We start from the raw sequence: 20,213 nt of genomic DNA, 5'->3' as shown, positions 1-20,213 counted from the left end.
CTCTGCGCGAGAGAGGCTTTGCGCCATTACTGAGCGGCGATGATGCCGGCGATCAAACCCGAGACCACGCTGATCAGCACATACTGGTTGTCGACCTTGACCCAGCTCTGACCGCGACCCGGCTTGCGCAGACCGTGGCGCTTGTAGTCATTCAATGCGGAATGCTTCTTCCAGTCGCTCATCCGCTGGCCCTTCGTCCAGTGCTTCCTGGCGGAGACCTTCTGCGGCGCGGATTTCTTTTGGGACCGAGCCTTAGGCTGGTTCTGGTTCATTTCGAACTTAGAGTGGGTATGGCGCTTGCTGTGATCCGTTCTGGACCCTGCCTGGGCCACGGGCGCTGCCATCAACAGTGCGGCAATGGAGATAATGAATGCCTTTTTCATGACGTTTCCTTCCGTTGTCTATGAGCGGAAGTTAGGCCCCGTCACATGAACCCAAAATGAACGTACATGTTAATGTTTTGTAATGTTATCAGTAGCTTGAAGGCGTTCAGAATGTGGTCAACGGGGGACCGGAAAACGGTGTGGCACCGCGACCAAAATCAGTTCCTCAAACGGATGGCAAACGCATACCACAATTGGCTTGCGGCAGTTGCCATGCCTGACCACTCACCGGCCGGCGTCACTCGTCCTCGAACAGGCTGGCCTGCGTGGCCGCAAGGTCCTTGGGTGCATTGAGCCCCATATGCCCCCAGGCGCGTGCTGTCAGCACCCGGCCCCGCGGCGTTCGCTGCAGGAAGCCCTGCTGGATCAGGTAAGGCTCGATGATGTCCTCGATGGCGTCACGCGGTTCCGACAGGCCCGCAGCGATGGTCTCGATCCCCACCGGCCCGCCGCCGAAATTGCGCACGATCATGTCGAGATAGCGCCGGTCAAGCTGGTCCAGCCCGATACTGTCGACCGAGAGCCGGGTCAGCGCCTCGTCGGCGATTTTCCGGGTCACGGCTTCGGCTTTCGCCACTTCCGCGAAATCCCTCACCCGCCGGAGTAACCGTCCGGCGATACGTGGTGTGCCGCGCGCCCGCCGCGCAATCTCCAGCGCACCGTCATCGGTCATGCCGAGCCCCATGATCCGCGCCCCACGCCGCACGATCAGTTCCAGCTCCTCGACCGTGTAGAACTGCAGCCGCACCGGGATGCCGAAGCGGTCCCTCAGCGGCGTGGTCAGCAGTCCGAGACGGGTGGTAGCAGCCACCAGCGTGAACCGCGACAGGTCGATCTTGACCGATCGCGCCGCCGGCCCCTCGCCGATGATCAGGTCGAGCTGAAAATCCTCCATCGCCGGATAGAGGATTTCCTCGACCGCCGGGTTGAGCCGGTGGATCTCGTCGATGAACAGCACGTCGCGGTCTTCGAGATTGGTCAGCAGCGCTGCCAGATCGCCGGCCTTGGCAATCACCGGACCGGAGGTCGAGCGGAAATTCACGCCCAGTTCCTTGGCCATGATCTGCGCCAGCGTGGTCTTGCCCAGGCCCGGAGGACCGACAAACAGCACGTGATCGAGCGCTTCGGCCCGGCCCTTGGCTGCCTCGATGAACACCTTCAGGTTGGCCCGCGCCTCGGCTTGGCCGGTAAAATCATCCAGAGTTTGCGGGCGCAATGTCGTGTCGACATCCTCGCCACGCTTGTCAGGAGATATCAAACGATCAGGGTCACTCATAAACCGCTTTTCCCATCATCGTCGCCCGCTGGCAATGGCACTTGCACACGCTCAACTGCACTTGCTCCTACCGCGCCAGCTCTTTCAGGCCCAACCTGATCAGCTTGGCCGAATCCGGATCCTCGCCCGCCACCTTCAGCGCCGCTGCCACCGCATTGGCCGCCTGATCGCGCGAATAGCCGAGATTGGACAGAGCGGACACGGCATCGGCCACCGGCGCCGACGCCACGCCCTCGCCCAGTTCCTGCTTCAGCCCCATCGCCTCGCCTGCATCGCCGCCAAGCGCCGGAGCCTTGTTCTTGAGTTCCGTGACAATCCGTTGCGCCACTTTCGGCCCGATGCCCGGCGCTCGCGCCACCGTCGCCTTGTCCTGAAGCGCAATCGCATTGGCAAGCTCGGATGCTGTCAGTGTGGACAGAACCGCCAGCGCAACCTTGGCACCGACGCCCTGAACGCTTTGCAACAGCCGGAACCATTCGCGTTCCAGCGCGGACTCGAACCCGAAAAGCCTGAATTGATCCTCGCGCACATAGGTCTCGATGAACAGCACGGCCGCCTCGCCGACAGAGCCAAGCCGTGACAGCGTGCGGGAGGAACAAAACGCCACGTAACAGACCCCGTGCACATCGATCAGCACATGATCTTCTCCGATTTCATCAATGGTGCCCTTGAGTTTGCCAATCATTGGACTGTCCCCAATTCCGCCGCCATCCGCCACTCCAGCGATGTGCGATGATGTGCATGACAGATCGCGATCGCCAGCGCGTCCGCCGCATGATCACTGTCAAAGGTGGCTTTCGGTATCAGCATCTTGACCATCATCAGGATCTGCTTCTTGTCGCCATGCCCGACCCCGATCACCGCCTTCTTGACCGCGTTCGGCGCGTATTCGCCAACCCGCAGGCCCGCCCGCGCCGGTGCAAGCATGGCGATACCGCGCGCCTGCCCGAGCTTCAAGGTCGCCGTGGCGTCCTTGTTGACGAAGGTGTTCTCGACCGCGGCCTCGAACGGTTGAAACTCGTGCAGCACCGTCTCCAGCCCCGCATAGAGCTGGTTCAGCCGTGAGGCGAGATCCAGCTTGTTGTCGGACTTGATCGTTCCCGAAGCGACAAAGCGCAGGGAGTTCCCGAGACTGTCGATCACACCCCAGCCGGTGTTTCTAAGCCCGGGATCAATCCCGATTATCCGAATCGCTTCTTTCATGAAAAAACCCTAGCTGCATGCGCTGAACCATTCCATCGAAATGTGAACAAACCAAAAACAAACGTCCGGAATCGAAATCAGTTTTGGCAATGTGCGCCTGACTTCCTACATTGGGCGAACACGACACCAGCCATCACACCAGCGTTGAAAGATCCCAATGACCGCCTTTTCAATTCTCGATCTCTGCCCCATCGTCGAGGGCGGTACAGTTAGCGACGCTCTCGCAAGCACCAGACTGATGGCCAAGCAGGCCGAAGACGCAGGCTTTACCCGGTTCTGGCTGGCCGAGCATCACGGCATGAAGGGCATCGCCAGCGCGGCAACGGCGCTGGTGATTGCCGAAGCCGGCCATGCAACAAGCACTATCCGCATCGGTTCGGGCGGCGTCATGCTGCCAAATCACTCACCGCTGGTCATTGCCGAACAGTTCGGAACACTCGAAGCCCTTTTCCCCGGCCGGGTCGATCTCGGTCTTGGCCGCGCCCCGGGCACCGACATGAACACCGCGCGCGCCCTGCGCCGCAACCTGGAGGCAGGCGCAAACAGTTTCCCCGATGACATCGTCGAGTTGCAGTACTACCTCGGAGACCCCGACGAGCGCATGCTGCTCGCGGTACCCGGAGCCGGCTCGCATGTGCCCCTGTGGATTCTCGGATCGAGCATCTACAGCGCCCACCTGGCCGCGGCACTCGGCCTGCCCTATGCATTCGCATCGCATTTCGCGCCGGACATGCTGATGGAAGCGCTGGATATCTACCGCTCCAAGTTCACACCGTCAGCCCAGCTTGACGCGCCCTACGTCATGGCCGCCACCATGGGCGTGATGGCCGATACCGACGCTGAGGCGAATTACCTGTTCACCACGCTGCAGCAGACCTTCGTCAACATGCGCCGCAACGCCCGCGGCAAGATGCCAAGACCGATCGACAGCATGGACGGGTACTGGAACGAGATGGAAAAAGTCGCCGTCGAACACACCCTGCGCTACGCGGTGGTCGGCAGTCCGGAAACGGCGACGAAGAAGATGCGGGATTTCATCGCCGCCACCAAGGCCGACGAGATCATGATTTCCATGCCGATCCACTCCATCGAGGCCCGGCTGAAATCCGTCGAACTGTTCGGCGCCATGCGGGAAGCGCTTTAAGGCATGAAAAAACCGCCGGTCACGAAACCGGCGGTTTTGAATGTTCGGTGAGATCGCCGCTCAGGCAGACAGTTTCGCCATCACCTCGTCGGAAACTTCGAAGTTGGCATAGACGTTCTGCACGTCGTCATCATCGTCAAGCGTCGCGATCAGCTTGAGCACCGACATCGCCTTGTCTTCATCGACGGGGGCAGATGTCTGCGGCTTCCAGATGGCCTTGACCGACTGTGCTTCGCCAAGCGCTTCTTCGAGCGCTGTCGACACCTCGCCGATATCCTCGAACGCGCAGAGAATGACGTGTTCTTCTTCGCCGCTGGTCACATCCTCGGCGCCGGCCATGATCGCGGCTTCCATGATCGCGTCGGCATCACCGGCCTCGACCGGATAGATGATTTCACCAACGCGCGAAAACATGAACCCCACGGATCCGGTCTCGCCCAGCGCTCCGCCGGACTTGGTGAACGCCGCGCGCACGCTCGATGCCGTGCGGTTGCGGTTGTCGGTCAGCGCCTCGACGATCACGGCAACGCCACCCGGGCCGTAGCCCTCGTAGCGCACTTCCTCGTAGCTCTCGCTGTCGCCGCCCGAAGCCTTGTTGATGGCACGCTGAATGTTGTCCTTGGGCATCGATTGCGATTTGGCATTCTGGATCGCCAGTCGCAGCCGCGGGTTCATCGCCGGGTCCGGCGAGCCCATCTTGGCGGCAACGGTGATTTCGCGTGCAAGCTTGGAGAACATCTTGGAACGGACGGCATCCTGCCGCCCCTTGCGGTGCATGATGTTTTTAAATTGTGAATGGCCGGCCATAATGCCCCTGATCTTTGCTCTGGAATCTGGATTGGCGCGTTATAAGGTCCTTACCGCGTTTCGTCCAGAAGGTTCAGACCATGCAAAAGACCACCGTTCCGCCCCTGCCCCTGACCGGTGGTTGCCAGTGCGGCCGCATCAGCTACCGGATGCGGGCCAATCCGGTGGTGTTCTACCTCTGCCATTGCACCGAATGCCAGCGGCACACCTCGTCGGCCTTCGGCGAAAGTCTCAGGTTCAAGCGCGAACATCTCGATGTCGATCCCGGTCTTGTCAGCGTGAGCCGGATGAGCGAATCCGGCAACGAGCGCCAGGGATGGTTCTGCCCCGATTGCGGGGTGCGCATCTGGCACGGCACCAGCGGCTCGGCGGAGATCAACATCAAGGCAGGTACACTCGACGACACCTCCTGGCTGGTTCCGGCCGGACACATCTGGTGCCGCTCGAGACAGCCGTTCATGAATATCTCCGCCGACGAGCTCAGCTACGACACCCAGCCGGAAGATGGGTATGAAGCGCTGAAGCAGCGCTGGCAGGAGATGACACGCTCATCCTGACCATACCCCGGGTATGCCGGAATGAACTCTCCCCTTTACGTTACGTAGCCGCGCTCTACACTCTACTGTGAGACTGTTTCACGGAGCCGCCGCCATGCACCGTATAAAGGCCTTCATCTTCGCCCTTGCAGCGCTTGTCCTCGCTTCGCCCGCCGGCGCCCAGGAAAATCAACGACCGTTCAGCCAGTGCCTTGCAATCGCGCAGGCGCTTCCCGGCGTTGTCTACGCCAACCTGACGCCTGAAGATTCCGGCCTCCAGGTGGAGCTTGCGGCTGCCGGAACAGGCGAAGTCGAGATCATGTTTGCCGGCCATTCGACCTATGTCATCACCACGCCCGGCGGCGTTACCATCGCCACCGACTACAACGGCTGGGCAGGCCGTGTGGCCACCCCGGATGTCGTCACCATGAACAAGGCGCACTCCTCGCATTTCACCCTGTCACCCGACGAACGCATAAAACATGTGCTGCGCGGCTGGAATTTTGACGGCACGCCTGCCGATCATGATGTGGTGGCCGGGGACGTCTACGTCCGCAATGTCACCACCGACATCCGCAATTTCGGCCAGATGGAGCCCGACGGCAATTCGATCTTCATTTTCGAAGTGGCTGACCTGTGCATCGGTCACCTGGGCCATTTGCACCATCCGCTGGAAGACCGGCATTTTGCCCAGATCGGCCGGCTCGACATCGTCATGGTACCGGTCGATGGCGGCCTCACGCTCAGCCACGCGGCGATGACCGGGATTGCCCAGCGGCTGCAATCCTCGATCCTGTTGCCGATGCACCGCCGCGGTGCGCCGCTCTCGAGTTTCATCGAGATGATGGGCGACAGGTTCGCAACCGATTTTGTCAATGATGACAGCTTCACCATCTCGGCCCGCACATTGCCGCGCCGGCCGACAATTCTGGTCTTGAAGGGGATCTGATCATGCAGCGCAGGCGATTTCTGATCACGGCTGCAGGTCTTGTCCCTGCGCTGATGGTCGCCTCCCCCCTGTCGGCCGAGACCTTAAGCGAGCGCGAAAAACTGTTCCAAGCCCTGAAGACAGCAAGGACAGAGCGCGAGGGCCGCCTTGCAGAAAACGCGATATGGAACTGGTGGCTCGACCAGTCGCCGACACCTGAGGTTCGCGCAGCCATCGACTACGGCATGGAACGGCGCGAGAGCTACGATTTCGAAGCCGCGGAGAAAGCCTTCGACAGCGTGATCGAGAAAGCCCCCGACTATGCCGAGGGCTGGAACCAGCGCGCCTTCGCCCGCTTCCTGCGCGACAATATCGACGGAGCGCTATCGGACCTCGAAAAAGCCGTCGAACTTGATCCCGAGCATTTTGGCGCCTGGTCGGGCATGTACCATGTGCTGATGCGGATGGGCCGGCCGGAGGTGGCGGCTTCGGCTTTGAGCCGCGCTGTCACAATCCACCCGTGGCTCAAGGAACGCGGCATGTTGCCACCTGACCCGGATGCCAGGCGGCCCGCAATCAAGGGAAAACAGCAGGACCTGTAGAACCCGACCAGTCAGTCCTTGCCGGATATCAGTTCCAGAATTCGGGGAAGGTTTCGGAGAGCCGCGGCCCGATCCTCAGCGGCGCAATCTTCTCGGCCAGCCCCGTCCGGTCGGAGATCTCGACGGCCACACCGCAAATCGTTGCAGGCCCGGAAGCCGCCTCGAAACGGCCCTTGGGAATCTTCGAGACAAACCGGTTGACCGGCTCTTCCTTGTCCATTCCGATCGAGGAATCGTAATCCCCGCACATGCCCGCATCCGACAGATAGGCCGTGCCGCCGTTCAGGATTTGTGCGTCAGCGGTCGGCACATGCGTGTGGGTTCCCACCACGAAGCTTGCCCTGCCGTCGACGAAATGGGCAAAGCACAGTTTCTCGCTGGTGGCTTCGGCGTGGAAGTCGAACACCACCGCATCCGCCTGTTCTCCCAGGGGGCATGCGGACAGGATTGCTTCTCCGGCTGCAAACGGGTCGTCAAGATCAGGGTGCATGAACACCCGTCCCATTATATTGGCGACAAGCACCCGTGCGCCGTTGCGGGCGATGTAAAGGTTGGAGCCGCGTCCAGGCGTTCCCGCGGGATAGTTGGCCGGCCTGAGAAAACGGTCATGCCGGTCAGCATAGACAAGCGCTTCGCGTTGATCCCAGACGTGATTGCCGGTGGTCACCACATCGGCGCCGGCATTGAGCGTTTCGAGGAAAATCTCCTCGGTAATGCCGAAACCGCCCGCCGCGTTCTCGCCATTGACGACGACGAAATCCAGCTTGAAATCGCGGATCAGGCCGGGAAGGCGGTTCCAGACCGCGGTGCGGCCGGATCGTCCGACCAGATCTCCAAGAAACAAAAGGCGCATCGGTTCTCTATAAAGGTTGCGAAAGCGAGCGCAAGCCTTGCTCTGTCAGGATCATGTCGAGCGGCACGTCATGATCTTCAGCGGGCAGCGCTTCGGCTTCCTGAACCGAGAACGCGGTCCCGATCAGGAGCGGCGACTTGCCCCTGGCCCGCAAGCCCGCGATCGCCCGGTCATAGTGCCCCGCACCGTAGCCGAGGCGATTGCCCCGGGCGTCAAATGACGACAACGGCATCAACAGCATGTCCGGATCAAGAATCTCCGCATCGTCTCCCGGGCCGGAGGTACCGAACCCGGTTTTGACAAGATCCGCGCCCCGGACGAAATCCCGGAAGACGATTGTCTCGCGGTCGAGCACCACCGGCAGGCAAAGCCGGGCGCCGCGTTCGCGCAAGTGCGCAAGCATCGGCCTGAGATCGGGTTCCGAGCGGATCGGCAGATACCCGGCGATGACCGTGCCCGGATCAAAGGACAGGGCTTCGGCGGCCTCCGCCATCGCAAGGCTCATTTCGATCCGGTGGTCGGGAGCGAGCGCATCTCGCCGCGCCAGCATCGCCGAGCGGATGTCTGCCTTGCTGTCCATCTGCCTCTCCGTGGTGGTTTTCATGGATGCGGCGTAACGCTGTCGACGGCTCAACGTCAATGGTGTCGGCTGCGCAGCCAGGACCGGAGTCCGGAATAGTGCAATTTTGAGACTGTCCCCTCACGAACTGTAAACGACGTCTCGGGTTTCCGATTGCCGCTGCCCGGCAGTCTGCCTATCACCCCACCGTCAAAACTGGCCGCCCAGACGGCATAGAAAATTAATTATTCATACCAACCAATTTGCGGACATCCATGAAAGACCAGACGGAGCGCTTGACTCATCCCGAAAGATCTTGCCTGCAATCCGTTGCAAGAGGTCAACTCCCCAGCCCTGCCAAACCGGATGGCAATGACCAGGAAAGCCCGGAAAGCCACCTTGCATCAGCGCGCAGAAAGCTGATGGCAAGCACCACGATCGAGGCCGTGGCCCGCGCCATGAAAATGGGGCTGATCGATTGAGCACGCGATCCTGCCGCTCTGGACGAGCGACAGGGTGATGCCGTTGTCAGGCACTCATTGAGTGAACGTTGTTTGAAACAACCTCGAGATGCTGCCGGCTCGACCGGGTCTCGAAAGTCCGCAACATGGCAGTGATCTCGGCCACCTCGTTGACAAGGGAGTGGCTGCTGGCTGTCATTTGCTCGGCCATTGCAGCGTTCTGCTGGGTTCCCTTGTCCACGGCCGAAACTGCGGTGTTGATTTCCTGCAAGGCACCCGACTGTTCCCGCGCAGCGCCGATGATCGCATCGACATTGGTGGCAATCTCCAGGACTTCACGGGAAATACTGTCCAGTGCCGCGCCCGTTTCACTGACCAGCGACACGCCGGATTTGACCTGCTCGCCGGACGTGGTGATGAGCTCCTTGATTTCCTTGGCAGCCTCCGCCGATCGCTGCGCCAGCTCCCGCACTTCCTGGGCCACGACGGCAAACCCCCGCCCGGCCTCGCCGGCCCGGGCAGCCTCGACCCCCGCATTGAGTGCAAGAAGGTTGGTCTGAAATGCGATCTCGTCGATCACGCCGATAATCCGGGAAATATCGTCCGACGATTTGCTGATCAGGTCCATGGCCGTGACAGCCTGCTTCATCACCTCGCCTGAATGCTCGGCATTCTGCCGGGTGCGCTCGACCAGTTTTCCAGCTTCCTCGGCCCTGCCGGTCGACGATTTGACGGTCACTGTGATTTCCTCAACTGCCGACGCGGTTTCCTCAACCGAGGCGGCCTGCTGCTCGGCCCGCTTGGACAGGTTGTCGGCAGCCGACCGTATTTCTTCGGACCCGGAATTGATCTGCTCAGCCGATCCGCCGATCCGCTCGATGATATCGGCAAGCTGTTCCAGCGCGTTGTTGAAATCCTGCACCAGGGCCTCATAGGGCTCCGGCAGGTCCTCCTCGATACGGTGGCCGAGATTCTTCGCCGCAATCTGCTCCATCGCCTTGCCGAAGCTGTCGATCACCAGTTTCCGTTCGCTGGCGATAGCCTCCTGCTCGGCCTTCTTCTTTGCCACTTCGCCCTGCTCGATATAGACCGATATCGACAGATCCATATCCAGCATGACAGCCTTGACGAGACTGACAATCAGGGAACTGACCTCCTCGGCCGACCCCTTTGGCTTCGAAAACATGCCGCCGGCAGGCCAGTGTTCCTGCATGATGCCACGGATCAGTTGCTCGACAAGCAGACCGTAACCGCCAATATACCATCTCGGCTCTAGGCCAATTCTGGCATGTACGGCACCAATCGTGCGTACGCGTTCGACATAATCCTCGTTGAAACAACCATTGGCGATCGATTCCCAATGGCTCAGCTGTGCACTCTTGGCGCCGCTCATTTGTTTTTCGGAGGAAAAGAATTTCCTGGCTTCCGGCGTCTTCGAGACGATCGCGTAAAACCGGTCCAGCCCCTTGGGAAGCTCTCGCTCTATAATTGGTTTGAGCTGAAGCAGATCCTCGCAGCTCTCCTTGTTCATACCGATGAATTCCAACCGGCCCTGAATGTCCTGATCGGATTCGCTCACTGCACGTGCAACACTACTCATCGTTTTCCTCCTAATACGGTGTATTGAGTAGACCGCCCCGTTGCCGATTTTTGTATTTGTTACATGTTTTTATATCGGTATTCGTCACCGGCCCCCAAATTCATGGACCACAAATTCCCTAACCTAAGCGGTTCGCTTCAGTCTGGTCGCAGATATCCCTGGCTCAAAACCTGTTCCCTTCTCACGCGAAGCAAGGGGCGCACAGAACGCAAGCGCCTCTGAAGGTGCAACCGGCTTTCCGAGCAGATACCCCTGCCCGAGATCACAGGCGTGCCCGCGCAGAAGCTCGAACTGCCCCTGTGTTTCGATACCCTCTGCGACAACGCGCATGCCGAGGTTGTGAGCCAGGTTTATGATCGCTCGAACAATAAAGGCATCTTCGGATCCGGTCTGGATTTCGCGGACGAAGGACTGATCGATCTTGAGACAGTCAACCGGGAACCGCTTGAGATGCGAAAGCGATGCATGACCGGTGCCGAAATCATCCAGAGCAATCTGCACACCAAGGCGATGCAGCTCCTCCAGAGAGCGGCCAATCCGGTTGCTGCCGCGCGCCAGCAGCACGTTTTCCGTGACTTCGATTTCCAGCACAGCCGCATCGAGACCATATTGATCGAGCATCGAAGTAAGGGTTTCGGCAAAGTCATGCTGTTTAAGCTGCGAAGCGGCGACATTGACGGCAATCCGGCCGGGATCAAATCCCTTGTCCCTGATGTCGCGGACCATCGACATGGCTTGATCAAGGACCGCCTGACCAAGCGGAATGATCAATCCGGTTTCTTCGGCAACCGGAATGAATTCTGATGGCGGCACATAGCTCCCGCGATGCTTCCATCGGGCAAGAATCTCGAACCCGACATGTTGCCCTGTGCTGAACGAAACCTGGGTCTGCGCCGCAATTTCGATCCGGTTTTCAGCCAGAGCCACACGCAATGCATCGGCGGTTGCCTGGCGTTGCTCCACTTGCCGCTTGAGGGCCGGATCGAAGAACGACCAAACGCCGCGGCCTCTCGCCTTTGCCTGATACAGGGCGATGTCTGCGTTCTTCAGCAGATCCTTCGGCGTAGAGCCATCCGCGGGAAAAAACGTTATTCCAAGACTGCAACTGGGACAAACCACCCTATGACCCAGCATGACGATTTCGTTGAGTCTCGTTATGATTTTCTCGCCGATTTTCTCGACTTCAGCGACGGTGCTGACATTGGACAGCAAGATGGCAAATTCATCGCCCCCGATCCGGGCAACCGTATCAGTCTTGCGCAGCACCTCTCTAAGCCGCCGGGCAACTTCAACCAGCAATTCGTCTCCCGCATCATGACCAAGCGTGTCGTTGACATCCTTGAAATGATCAAGGTCGATCAGAACCAGAGCACCGGTTTGCGCAACACCCTTGCGTTCACCCAAAGCCTTGGTAAGCCGACTGATCAGCACGGCGCGATTGGACAACCCGGTCAGGGAATCCTGCTCGGCTTGGGTTTTTATGGTTTTCTCGGCCTGCTTGATGTCGGTGATGTCGGTGCAGACACCGACGGTGTAACCTGCCTTCGAGCGACGCTCCTGCACCTGGATCCAGCGTCCGTCACTCAGTTGCTGAATGATCGGGAGTCCCGGATTGTGATGCCGCCTCAATCGGTTTTCGATATAGATTTCGCGTGCTTTCGGGTCCTCGGGCAAACCCGTATACTGGTTGTTTTCAACCGCAATTTTCAACAGCTCCGAAAACGAGACACCCGCAACAAGATGCTTGGCCTTTGCAGTATGGAAATCTTTGTAGGCCTTGTTGAAATGAAGTAGCTTGTCCTCTGCATCGAAAGCGACAACCCCATCCGGGATGGTTGAAATCAACTCTCTAAGCAGTAATTCCGTATTCCTTCTTTTTTCGACCTCGTCATTCAGTGCGTTTTCGATCGCCTTTCGTTCGGTAATATCATACCGAATTGATACGTACCCGTCGATTTTGCCGAACTGATTGCGCTTGGGGACGATGGTCGTATCGACCCAATAGAAATCTCCGTTCTTGTCACGATTCCGGATTTCATTGCGCCACGGGAGACCATTTCCAATCGTTCTCCACATGTCGGAAAAAAATTTCCGATCATGATAACCGGAGTTCAATATACTTATTTTCTTACCCACAAGCTCTTTGTTGCTATATTTACTTATATTACAAAATTTTTCATTTGCATAAATTATTTTTCCAGACTTATCCGTTATAGAAACGATAGTATTCTGATCTAGAGCTTCTTTGTAAGCGAACAACTCATTACATGCTTCATGATATGCCACCAGATGCTCGGAATACTCACCTGAGCGCTGCGCATCACCGGACTTTGTGCCGTCACCGGCGTCGACTTCTTCAAGAATCATAGGCATGGCTCCCAACATGTCCGATCATCCGCAAGCGCAAGTATGAACGATTACGTTCTATATATGAACGTTACCGTACGTATAATATAATTAATAAATCTTTACTGAATTCATTATTAAGAAGCACATTTTTATGCGATGGGATCCAGCAAAGGATCCGCGAGAGGTCAAACAATTGAAACCTGAAATAGTCGGCGACTTCGACACCAGAAACAAGATTCTGCTGGCAATACGCCCGGACGCACTCGCTTTTCTGGAGTCACGCGCAGTCGTAAAGCGATTGTCGCAGGGCCAGGTTCTCTACACCGATGGAGAGCCATTCACTCACGCAGTTTTTCCACATGAAGGTGTCACATGCCTGATGGCACAGATGCAGGACGGACGAAGTGTGGAAAAAGCGTCAATTGGCAATGAAGGGTTCATTGGCATTTCCTTCATTTTCGGCGGCGGAAATTCGATAGGTGAACCTGTGGTTCAGGTGCCCGGATATGCGTCATGGATTTCAATCGAGGATCTCGACGAAGCGATTGAGATCTATCCCTGCGTCAGCGACGCCATGATGCGCTACGCCAAATCACTGACTGTTCAGTTGATGGAGTCCGTCGCCTGCAACAGCCTTCACAAGGCCGAGCAACGGGTCAGCCGTTGGCTTTTGCACGCCCATGACCGCGTCAGTTCAGATACATTTCAGCTTACCCAGCAGGGTATATCAGAGGTTCTGGGCATGCGTCGCGCGACGGTCAGTTCGGTGTGTCACGCCCTGATGAAGGAGGGCGCCCTTAAATACACACGCGGAAATGTGACAATTACCGATCGGCGCATTCTGGAAGACAATGCCTGTGAATGCTATGATCGCATCCGCCTTGCATTTGCCGGCAATGGCTCGGTGAAAACCAAGGACAAATCATCACCTGAGCTTGATGACTGACCCGGCGCGGCAAAATTGCTGGTTGCAAATCACCCGGGATCATTTGCAACCAGATAGTTGAAGCCATCCAGCAGATTTCCGCGGCGATAAAACAAGAACTGCAATTTTGTCATTGGATACAGTGCGATCCGCGGCAACCGATGGATTTATTGATCCTGGGAACCTACAACGTAGGTGGGCGCCATATGTCCGGACCCACGGGTCCGGTCAGGGACAGCTCCCTTTGGATCAATTAAGGCCCCAGGGATTACGTATCCTGTCGAGAGGCGCAGATCGCTTCTGCTATATAGGTCATGCCAAGCCCAACTCCAATCAGCAAATTGCAGATCGGTGCTTTATCCCGCTCAAGCCGGTGAAGCCTTTGCCCAACAGGCGGATTGCCTGAAAACCACCACTGCAGATGACCAGTGTCCCTGCCCCGTTCCGGCAAAGCCGCTCGCTTCGGAGTGTCATCTTCGAGCCGTCAGCTCCGCCCGGACAGTTTCCCGGTAATCTGCTCGATCTTGCCGGTGACTTCGGTCAAGGCCTCGGCCAGGTCATGATCGGTCTTGTCGACCTTGCTCAGCGCGTTGTCGCGGGTCTTTTTCAGTGTTTCGACCTCCGCCTCGAGCCCGCGCATCCGGCGCTGCAATTCATGCAGCTCGTCCATCACCATGATCCCGGCCATCACCGTGATCCGCAGATCGCCGATTTCGCCGAACTGGCTCTTCAGATGGCCGACATAACGGTCGAATCGCCCGGCGAGATCGCTGAGGTGCTCTTCCTGGCCCTCTTCGCAGGCCATCCGGTAGGTCTTGCTGTCAATGGTAACCGTAACCTGAGCCATTCAACACGTCCTGTTTTGCACGCCCCGTAGGATCCGAAGGCAAGTGCAAGATGATAAACACACGTTTCAGCGGTCCAGGACCGCCCGGATTGTTTCCATGGCCGTCACCAGCCGGCGCGAAACCTCGCGATTGGCTTCTTCGAGACGGTTGGCCCTGTCCTGCGACTGGTCAAGTTCCAGCGCAATGCGCGAGCGATCCTCGATCATCCGGTCAAGTTCGGCAGCCGCTTCGGTCGAGCTGCGGCTCGCTTCCACTTGCCGGTCGACTTCATTGTCGAGCTGATTCAAGGCTTTTTTCAAAGCCTCAAGTGCGGATTGTACAGTCTTTTCAACCGGCATTATCAGCTTCCCTGGATCTGGATTACAAGCCGAATCGCTTGAATTCCGGACACTTGTGAGCATGAGTTTACGCATTAGCCGAACGGGGCGTCAACAAAACCACCTTTTGCATCCCCAGCCGTTTGAGGCCAAGGCATTTGTTGACTCCCGCCTAGCAAGTGCTATGTGTGCGCGGCCTTCGATCCGGTCTATATCCAGCCCGGACCTGACATGAACGCGACCAGGCGGAACCATCATGATTTCACGCGAAAAACACGACCGGATGGCGAATGCAATCCGGTTTCTGTCCATCGATGCTGTAGAGAAAGCCAAATCCGGGCACCCCGGCCTGCCTATGGGCGCAGCCGATGTCGCCACGGTGCTGTTTTCGCGCTACCTGACCTTCGACCCGAAAAAGCCCGACTGGCCCGATCGCGACCGCTTTGTGCTGTCTGCCGGCCACGGCTCGATGCTGATCTATTCGCTGCTCTATCTGCTCGGATATGATGACATCTCGCTCGACGACATCAAGAATTTCCGGCAGCTCGGCTCTCCCACGGCCGGCCATCCCGAATACGGCCACGCAGCTGGAATCGAGACCACCACCGGTCCGCTTGGCCAGGGCATCGGCAACGCAGTCGGCATGGCCATCGCCGAGCGCAAGCTCGCCACAGAGTTCGGCTCCGATCTGGTCGAACACTACACCTATGCGCTCGCAGGCGACGGCTGCCTGATGGAAGGCATCAGCCAGGAAGCGATTTCGCTGGCTGGCCATCTCAAGCTCAACAAGCTGATCGTGTTCTGGGACAACAACTCGATTTCCATCGACGGCCCGGTTTCACTGACCGATTCCACCGACCAGCTTGCCCGCTTCGCAGCTTCCGGCTGGAACACGCTCGACATTGACGGCCACGATCCCGATGCCATCGCCCAGGCCATCGAGGCAGCGCAGAAATCGGACCGGCCGACACTGATCGCCGCAAAGACCGTCATCGGCTTTGGCGCGCCCAACAAGGCCGGCACCAGCGGCGCCCACGGCTCCCCGCTCGGCGAAAAGGAAATCGCCGGCACCCGCAAGGCACTCGGCTGGGACGAAGAACCCTTCGTGGTTCCCTCCGACATTCTCGACGCCTGGCGTCTGGCAGGCCTCCGCTCGGTCAAGGACCGCAAGGCCTGGGAAGCCCGCCTTGCCGACGCCGACAACGACGTCCGCATGGCTTTCGAGCGCCGCATGAGCGGTGAACTGCCGGGTGAATTGCAGCCCGCCATTACCGCCTACAAGAAGAAGCTGGCCGAAGACCTGCCAACGGTCGCCACCCGCAAGGCTTCGGAAATGGCGCTCGAGATCATCAACGGCGTGGTTCCCGAAACCATCGGCGGATCGGCCGACCTGACCGGTTCCAACAACACCCGGACCAGCCAGACCAAGCCGATCACTCCGGACGACTTCTCCGGACGCTACATTCACTACGGCATTCGTGAACACGGCATGGCCGCGATCATGAACGGCATCGCGCTGCATGGTGGCCTGATCCCCTATTCCGGCGGCTTCCTGATTTTCTCGGATTATTGCCGGCCTTCGATCCGCCTCGCAGCCCTGATGGGCATCCGTGTCATTCATGTTCTGACCCATGATTCCATCGGCCTTGGCGAAGACGGGCCGACCCACCAGCCGGTCGAACAGATGGCGGCTCTGCGTGCGATCCCCAATCTCCTGATGTTCCGGCCCGCCGACACGGTCGAAACCGCCGAATGCTGGGAAATTGCGCTCGAGCAGGGCAAGCGTCCGAGCGGCATCGCGCTGACCCGTCAGAACCTGCCGACCGTGCGCACCGATTTCACCGAGGAGAACCTCTGCGCCTATGGCGCCTATGACCTCGTTTCGGCCAGCGATGCGGAAGTCACGATTTTCGCGACCGGTTCGGAAATCGAAATCGCTCTTGAAGCCCGCCAGATGCTTGAGGCGAATGGTCACACCACACGTGTGGTCTCAGTGCCCTGCTTCGAGTTGTTCGAAGAGCAGAGCATGGAGTACAAAAAGGCGGTTATCGGAGATTCCAGGGTCAAGATCGCCATCGAGGCGGGCATCCGCCAGGGATGGGACCGTTTCATCGGTTCCGACGGCATTTTCATTGGCATGACCGGGTTCGGCGCATCCGGCCCCTACAAGGAACTCTACGAGCATTTCGGCATCACCGCTGCAGCCGCTGTGGCAGCAGTCGAAGCCCGCTTACATGACGAAGCCTGATCTGTGACGGATACAGGCACACTCGGACCCAGGACGGAGGAATAGCATGAAGACCAGGATTGCAATTAACGGATTTGGCCGTATCGGCCGCAATGTTGTGCGAGCCATTTATGAATCCGGTCGCACCGATATCGACATCGTTGCGATCAACGATCTCGGTCCGGTTGAAACCAATGCACACCTGATGCGCTGGGATTCTGTCCACGGGAAGTTCCCCAAGACCGTTGAAGTCGACGGCGACACGATCCGCATCGAAGGTGGCGATTCCTTCAAGGTCTTCGCCGAACGCGATCCGAAGAACCTGCCCTGGGGTGATCTCGGCATCGACATCGTGATGGAATGCACCGGCATCTTCACCGCACGTGAGAAGGCCGCCATTCACCTCGAAGCCGGCGCCAAGCGCGTTCTGGTGTCCGCACCTTCCGCCGGTGCCGACAAGACCATCGTCTATGGCGTCAACACCGATGTGCTGACCAAGGATGATCTCGTCGTCTCCAACGCGTCGTGCACCACCAACTGCCTGGCTCCCGTCGCCCACGTGCTGCACAATGCCATCGGCATTGAAAAGGGCATGATGACGACGATCCACTCCTACACCGGTGACCAGCCCACGCTCGACACCATGCACAAGGATCTCTACCGCGGCCGTGCAGCGGCCATGTCGATGATCCCGACCTCGACCGGTGCAGCCAAGGCCGTTGGCCTCGTCCTGCCCGAGCTCAACGGCAAGCTCGACGGCATGTCGATCCGCGTGCCGACCCCGAACGTCTCGGTTGTTGACCTGAAGTTCATTGCCAAGCGCGCGACCTCCGTTGAAGAGATCAACAAGGCCATCCGCGACGCAGCGAACGGTCCGTTGAAGGGCGTTCTCGGCTTCACCGACGAGCCGAATGTCTCCATCGACTTCAACCACAACCCGCATTCCTCGGTCTTCCACATGGACCAGACCAAGGTGATGGACGGCACACTGTGCTCGATCCTGACCTGGTATGACAATGAATGGGGCTTCTCAAACCGGATGGGCGACACAGCTGTTGCGATGGCAAAGCTGATCTGACAACCGGTCACCGGCCTGCTCGCCTTGGGCAACCGGACAGAACCTTGATTGCGCACCGCCACCGTTCGAAAGGACGGTGGCGGTGCCGATTCCGGCTCCGGGGCCACCCGGCCGCTGATTTTCGACAAGCGGCAACGGTTCCGGTCCAAATCTCACCGTGTTTTGAGGAAAGTATGAGGATTGCAGCGTCCGAATCATTGATCCGGTTGCGACCACCTTCCATACTCGACATCCAAGCAAAGTTGGCTGGCTCATGATGACAACCTAGACAAGGGGCGACGGTTGGACACATTCTACCTGGTGACACTGGCAACCATGTCACTCATCCTCATCGCTGCATTCTCGAGCCTTCTGGCCGAGCGCTTCGGTGCACCATTGCTGCTGCTGTTCCTGCTCATCGGGCTGCTCGCCGGTGTCGACGGCCTGGGGATCGATTTTTCCAACAATTCTGCCGCCTACATGCTGGGATCGATCGCCCTTGCCATCATCCTGTTCGATTCTGGCTACGGCACCTCGCTGCAGTCTTTCCGCCAGGCCGCATTGCCTGCCCTGACGCTGGCCACCGTCGGCGTGCTGTTTACCGCCATCCTGTTCGGTGTCGCCGCTCATTTCCTGCTTGGTTTTTCCTGGCTGGAAGGCATGCTGCTGGGCTCCATCGTGGCCTCAACCGATGCCGCCGCGGTGTTTTTCCTGTTGCGCACCGGCGGCATCAACATCCGCGACAAGGTCCGCTCCTCGCTGGAAGTCGAATCCGGCACCAACGACCCGATGGCGATTTTCCTGACCACCGCACTGGTCGGCATCATGGCCAGCGGAGAGAATCTGAACGGCGCGGGCCTCGATCTCCTGGTGCTGTTCGGCAAGCAGATCGGCCTCGGGCTGGTGCTGGGGCTGCTCGGCGGTGTCCTGATCGTCCAGATCATCCGCCGGATGCCGGTTGAGCGCGGGCTTGCCCCGATTTTCGTGCTGGCGCTGGCACTGCTGGTCTTCGCCTACACCTCGGTCATCGGCGGCAGTGGTTTCCTGGCTGTTTATGTCGCCGGGATTTATGCGGGCAACAAGAAGCTCCAGCCCAAGGCGTCGATCATGCGCTTTCAGGAAGGCCTGACCTGGCTGGCGCAAATCATCATGTTCCTCGTTCTCGGGCTGCTGGCAACGCCATCGCAGTTTCCCCAGATTGCCATCCCCGCCGTCGGCCTTGCCGTCTTTCTTGTCTTCATTGCCCGGCCTCTGGCGGTCTGGCTCTGCCTGCTGCCATTTGACTACACGCAGCGCGAAACCGGCTTCGTGGCCTGGGTCGGTTTGCGCGGCGCGGTCTCGATCCTACTGGCGATCCTGCCGATCCTTGGCAATCTGGAAAACGGGCAACTCTATTTCAACACGACCTTCATCGTCGTGATGGTCTCGCTTGCCATCCAGGGCTGGACCGTCAAGCCGATCGCGCGACGGCTCGGATTGATCGTTCCGCCGCAGATCGGCGCCATCGACAAGATCGAGCTCGATCTCCCCGGTGCCGCCAGCCACGAACTGCTGGCGTACCGCGTTGTCGCCGACAGCCCGGTCCTTCGCGGTGAGAGAATTCCCCGCTGGGCGCGCCCCTCGCTGGTCATTCGTGACGGCAAGTCGATGCGCTACCAGTATGCCGGGCGTCTGCAGGAAAACGACCAGGTCTACCTGTTCATCGCACCCGGGTTTTCCCGTCTCCTCGACCGCCTGTTTGCATCCAAGGTGGCCGTGAGTGAAAACGACACCGAGTTTTTCGGCACGTTCACCATCGATCCATCCCGGACCGGCGAAGAGCTTGACCGTGCCTATGGACCGGGTCTTCTCAGCGAGGCTGAAAAGCAGCTCACCATTGCCGAACTGATGGAGCAGCGCCTGGGCGGCAAGCCTGACTACGCCGACCGGGTCAAGATCGGCCGGATCGTGCTGATAGTGCGTGAGACCGATGAGCACGGCGCCGTGAAAATGGTCGGGATCTCGCTCGAACCGGTGACGCCGGCAACCCGGTTGCCATTGTTCCTCAACCTGCGCGAGATCATCCAGGCGGTGAAGGACTATATCCGCCGCCGCAAGGCGTCATAGACATCGCCCCCGGCGCAGGATTCTGCCTCCCT

The 20,213-nt window shown here is 58.9% G+C and carries 20 protein-coding genes and 1 other RNA gene; 9 read left to right on the top strand and 12 right to left on the bottom strand.

The features are described 5' to 3' along the window. Nucleotides 1–26: 26 nt before the first annotated feature. The 4 genes from WNY80_RS20455 to ruvC all read right to left on the bottom strand — a co-directional run bounded on the left by WNY80_RS20455 (nt 27) and on the right by ruvC (nt 2,862). Entirely contained in the window at nt 27–383 is a 357-nt protein-coding gene (locus WNY80_RS20455) for an RcnB family protein (RefSeq protein WP_342889251.1), read from the bottom strand. 238 nt (nt 384–621) lie between these two features. Further along, the gene (gene ruvB / locus WNY80_RS20450) at nt 622–1,659 is read right to left on the bottom strand and encodes a Holliday junction branch migration DNA helicase RuvB (RefSeq protein WP_342889250.1); all 1,038 of its coding nucleotides are present in this window, start codon (nt 1,657–1,659) and stop codon (nt 622–624) included. Between the two features lie 67 nt (nt 1,660–1,726). Beyond that, nucleotides 1,727–2,344, bottom strand: a complete 618-nt coding sequence (ruvA, locus tag WNY80_RS20445; RefSeq protein ID WP_342889249.1) for a Holliday junction branch migration protein RuvA — start codon at nt 2,342–2,344, stop codon at nt 1,727–1,729. Beyond that, nucleotides 2,341–2,862, bottom strand: coding sequence for a crossover junction endodeoxyribonuclease RuvC (ruvC, locus tag WNY80_RS20440; protein WP_342889248.1), 522 nt, complete (start codon nt 2,860–2,862; stop codon nt 2,341–2,343). Before ruvC ends, ruvA begins: the two co-directional genes overlap by 4 nt. A gap of 157 nt (nt 2,863–3,019) precedes the next feature. Here ruvC and WNY80_RS20435 point away from each other — a divergent pair, with 157 nt between their 5' ends. Next, complete coding sequence (locus WNY80_RS20435) at nt 3,020–4,006, top strand: LLM class flavin-dependent oxidoreductase (protein ID WP_342889247.1); 987 nt, start codon at nt 3,020–3,022, stop codon at nt 4,004–4,006. 60 nt (nt 4,007–4,066) lie between these two features. Here the strand turns inward: WNY80_RS20435 and WNY80_RS20430 are convergent, their stop codons facing one another. Continuing rightward, nucleotides 4,067–4,813, bottom strand: coding sequence for a YebC/PmpR family DNA-binding transcriptional regulator (locus WNY80_RS20430; protein WP_342889246.1), 747 nt, complete (start codon nt 4,811–4,813; stop codon nt 4,067–4,069). 80 nt (nt 4,814–4,893) lie between these two features. Here WNY80_RS20430 and WNY80_RS20425 point away from each other — a divergent pair, with 80 nt between their 5' ends. The 3 genes from WNY80_RS20425 to WNY80_RS20415 all read left to right on the top strand — a co-directional run bounded on the left by WNY80_RS20425 (nt 4,894) and on the right by WNY80_RS20415 (nt 6,879). Further along, nucleotides 4,894–5,370, top strand: a complete 477-nt coding sequence (locus WNY80_RS20425; protein ID WP_342889245.1) for a GFA family protein — start codon at nt 4,894–4,896, stop codon at nt 5,368–5,370. A gap of 94 nt (nt 5,371–5,464) precedes the next feature. After that, on the top strand, nt 5,465–6,298 hold the full coding sequence (locus WNY80_RS20420) for an MBL fold metallo-hydrolase (RefSeq protein WP_342889244.1): 834 nt from the start codon (nt 5,465–5,467) through the stop codon (nt 6,296–6,298). 2 nt (nt 6,299–6,300) lie between these two features. After that, entirely contained in the window at nt 6,301–6,879 is a 579-nt protein-coding gene (locus tag WNY80_RS20415) for a tetratricopeptide repeat protein (RefSeq protein WP_342889243.1), read from the top strand. A gap of 28 nt (nt 6,880–6,907) precedes the next feature. On the opposite strand, the gene WNY80_RS20410 is transcribed toward WNY80_RS20415, so the two are convergent. Together WNY80_RS20410 and WNY80_RS20405 are read right to left on the bottom strand one after the other, a co-directional pair. Beyond that, complete coding sequence (locus WNY80_RS20410; RefSeq protein WP_342889242.1) at nt 6,908–7,732, bottom strand: YmdB family metallophosphoesterase; 825 nt, start codon at nt 7,730–7,732, stop codon at nt 6,908–6,910. A 7-nt stretch (nt 7,733–7,739) separates the two neighbouring features. Next, a complete protein-coding gene (locus tag WNY80_RS20405) occupies nt 7,740–8,312 on the bottom strand; it encodes a 5-formyltetrahydrofolate cyclo-ligase (protein WP_342889241.1) in 573 nt (190 codons plus the stop codon). A 254-nt stretch (nt 8,313–8,566) separates the two neighbouring features. Here WNY80_RS20405 and WNY80_RS20400 point away from each other — a divergent pair, with 254 nt between their 5' ends. After that, a complete protein-coding gene (locus WNY80_RS20400) occupies nt 8,567–8,773 on the top strand; it encodes a hypothetical protein (protein WP_342889240.1) in 207 nt (68 codons plus the stop codon). A 46-nt stretch (nt 8,774–8,819) separates the two neighbouring features. Here the strand turns inward: WNY80_RS20400 and WNY80_RS20395 are convergent, their stop codons facing one another. Beyond that, a complete protein-coding gene (locus WNY80_RS20395) occupies nt 8,820–10,352 on the bottom strand; it encodes a globin-coupled sensor protein (RefSeq protein WP_342889239.1) in 1,533 nt (510 codons plus the stop codon). A gap of 123 nt (nt 10,353–10,475) precedes the next feature. Continuing rightward, nucleotides 10,476–12,719: an EAL domain-containing protein gene (locus tag WNY80_RS20390; RefSeq protein WP_342889238.1), complete on the bottom strand. Its 2,244-nt coding sequence runs from the start codon at nt 12,717–12,719 to the stop codon at nt 10,476–10,478. 175 nt (nt 12,720–12,894) lie between these two features. Here WNY80_RS20390 and WNY80_RS20385 point away from each other — a divergent pair, with 175 nt between their 5' ends. Beyond that, nucleotides 12,895–13,647 (top strand): Crp/Fnr family transcriptional regulator, encoded by a 753-nt coding sequence (locus tag WNY80_RS20385; RefSeq protein WP_342889237.1) that lies wholly within the window; start codon nt 12,895–12,897, stop codon nt 13,645–13,647. Between the two features lie 121 nt (nt 13,648–13,768). Here WNY80_RS20385 and ssrS read toward each other — a convergent pair. The 3 genes from ssrS to WNY80_RS20370 all read right to left on the bottom strand — a co-directional run bounded on the left by ssrS (nt 13,769) and on the right by WNY80_RS20370 (nt 14,812). Continuing rightward, nucleotides 13,769–13,925: non-coding RNA, 6S RNA (gene ssrS, locus WNY80_RS20380), on the bottom strand. Between the two features lie 185 nt (nt 13,926–14,110). Further along, nucleotides 14,111–14,473 (bottom strand): cell division protein ZapA, encoded by a 363-nt coding sequence (locus WNY80_RS20375; protein WP_342889236.1) that lies wholly within the window; start codon nt 14,471–14,473, stop codon nt 14,111–14,113. 66 nt (nt 14,474–14,539) lie between these two features. Beyond that, on the bottom strand, nt 14,540–14,812 hold the full coding sequence (locus WNY80_RS20370; protein WP_342889235.1) for a DUF4164 domain-containing protein: 273 nt from the start codon (nt 14,810–14,812) through the stop codon (nt 14,540–14,542). A gap of 235 nt (nt 14,813–15,047) precedes the next feature. On the opposite strand from WNY80_RS20370, the gene tkt reads away from it, so the two are divergent. The 3 genes from tkt to WNY80_RS20355 all read left to right on the top strand — a co-directional run bounded on the left by tkt (nt 15,048) and on the right by WNY80_RS20355 (nt 20,181). After that, a complete protein-coding gene (gene tkt, locus WNY80_RS20365; protein ID WP_342889234.1) occupies nt 15,048–17,039 on the top strand; it encodes a transketolase in 1,992 nt (663 codons plus the stop codon). A gap of 46 nt (nt 17,040–17,085) precedes the next feature. Continuing rightward, nucleotides 17,086–18,096: a type I glyceraldehyde-3-phosphate dehydrogenase gene (gap, locus tag WNY80_RS20360; protein WP_342889233.1), complete on the top strand. Its 1,011-nt coding sequence runs from the start codon at nt 17,086–17,088 to the stop codon at nt 18,094–18,096. A gap of 282 nt (nt 18,097–18,378) precedes the next feature. After that, the gene (locus WNY80_RS20355) at nt 18,379–20,181 is read left to right on the top strand and encodes a potassium/proton antiporter (RefSeq protein WP_342889232.1); all 1,803 of its coding nucleotides are present in this window, start codon (nt 18,379–18,381) and stop codon (nt 20,179–20,181) included. Nucleotides 20,182–20,213 lie beyond the last annotated feature (32 nt).

Origin of the sequence: Hoeflea sp. AS16 (assembly GCF_038900095.1) — a bacterium.
In the GTDB taxonomy this organism is placed as follows: Bacteria; Pseudomonadota; Alphaproteobacteria; order Rhizobiales; family Rhizobiaceae; genus Hoeflea.
This window is presented reverse-complemented; position numbering and strand designations above follow the sequence as displayed.

What these genes read in the sequence shown, in the direction of transcription:
- WNY80_RS20400 (WP_342889240.1), top strand. Translation starts at nt 8,567, where the DNA reads ATGAAAGACCAGACGGAGCGCTTGACTCATCCCGAAAGATCTTGCCTG.
- WNY80_RS20430 (WP_342889246.1), bottom strand. Translation starts at nt 4,813, where the DNA reads ATGGCCGGCCATTCACAATTTAAAAACATCATGCACCGCAAGGGGCGG.
- WNY80_RS20395 (WP_342889239.1), bottom strand. Translation starts at nt 10,352, where the DNA reads ATGAGTAGTGTTGCACGTGCAGTGAGCGAATCCGATCAGGACATTCAG.
- WNY80_RS20390 (WP_342889238.1), bottom strand. Translation starts at nt 12,719, where the DNA reads ATGATTCTTGAAGAAGTCGACGCCGGTGACGGCACAAAGTCCGGTGAT.
- ruvA (WP_342889249.1), bottom strand. Translation starts at nt 2,344, where the DNA reads ATGATTGGCAAACTCAAGGGCACCATTGATGAAATCGGAGAAGATCAT.
- WNY80_RS20415 (WP_342889243.1), top strand. Translation starts at nt 6,301, where the DNA reads ATGCAGCGCAGGCGATTTCTGATCACGGCTGCAGGTCTTGTCCCTGCG.
- WNY80_RS20370 (WP_342889235.1), bottom strand. Translation starts at nt 14,812, where the DNA reads ATGCCGGTTGAAAAGACTGTACAATCCGCACTTGAGGCTTTGAAAAAA.
- WNY80_RS20405 (WP_342889241.1), bottom strand. Translation starts at nt 8,312, where the DNA reads ATGGACAGCAAGGCAGACATCCGCTCGGCGATGCTGGCGCGGCGAGAT.
- WNY80_RS20435 (WP_342889247.1), top strand. Translation starts at nt 3,020, where the DNA reads ATGACCGCCTTTTCAATTCTCGATCTCTGCCCCATCGTCGAGGGCGGT.
- WNY80_RS20375 (WP_342889236.1), bottom strand. Translation starts at nt 14,473, where the DNA reads ATGGCTCAGGTTACGGTTACCATTGACAGCAAGACCTACCGGATGGCC.
- WNY80_RS20420 (WP_342889244.1), top strand. Translation starts at nt 5,465, where the DNA reads ATGCACCGTATAAAGGCCTTCATCTTCGCCCTTGCAGCGCTTGTCCTC.
- ruvC (WP_342889248.1), bottom strand. Translation starts at nt 2,862, where the DNA reads ATGAAAGAAGCGATTCGGATAATCGGGATTGATCCCGGGCTTAGAAAC.
- WNY80_RS20410 (WP_342889242.1), bottom strand. Translation starts at nt 7,732, where the DNA reads ATGCGCCTTTTGTTTCTTGGAGATCTGGTCGGACGATCCGGCCGCACC.
- WNY80_RS20425 (WP_342889245.1), top strand. Translation starts at nt 4,894, where the DNA reads ATGCAAAAGACCACCGTTCCGCCCCTGCCCCTGACCGGTGGTTGCCAG.
- tkt (WP_342889234.1), top strand. Translation starts at nt 15,048, where the DNA reads ATGATTTCACGCGAAAAACACGACCGGATGGCGAATGCAATCCGGTTT.
- gap (WP_342889233.1), top strand. Translation starts at nt 17,086, where the DNA reads ATGAAGACCAGGATTGCAATTAACGGATTTGGCCGTATCGGCCGCAAT.
- ruvB (WP_342889250.1), bottom strand. Translation starts at nt 1,659, where the DNA reads ATGAGTGACCCTGATCGTTTGATATCTCCTGACAAGCGTGGCGAGGAT.
- WNY80_RS20455 (WP_342889251.1), bottom strand. Translation starts at nt 383, where the DNA reads ATGAAAAAGGCATTCATTATCTCCATTGCCGCACTGTTGATGGCAGCG.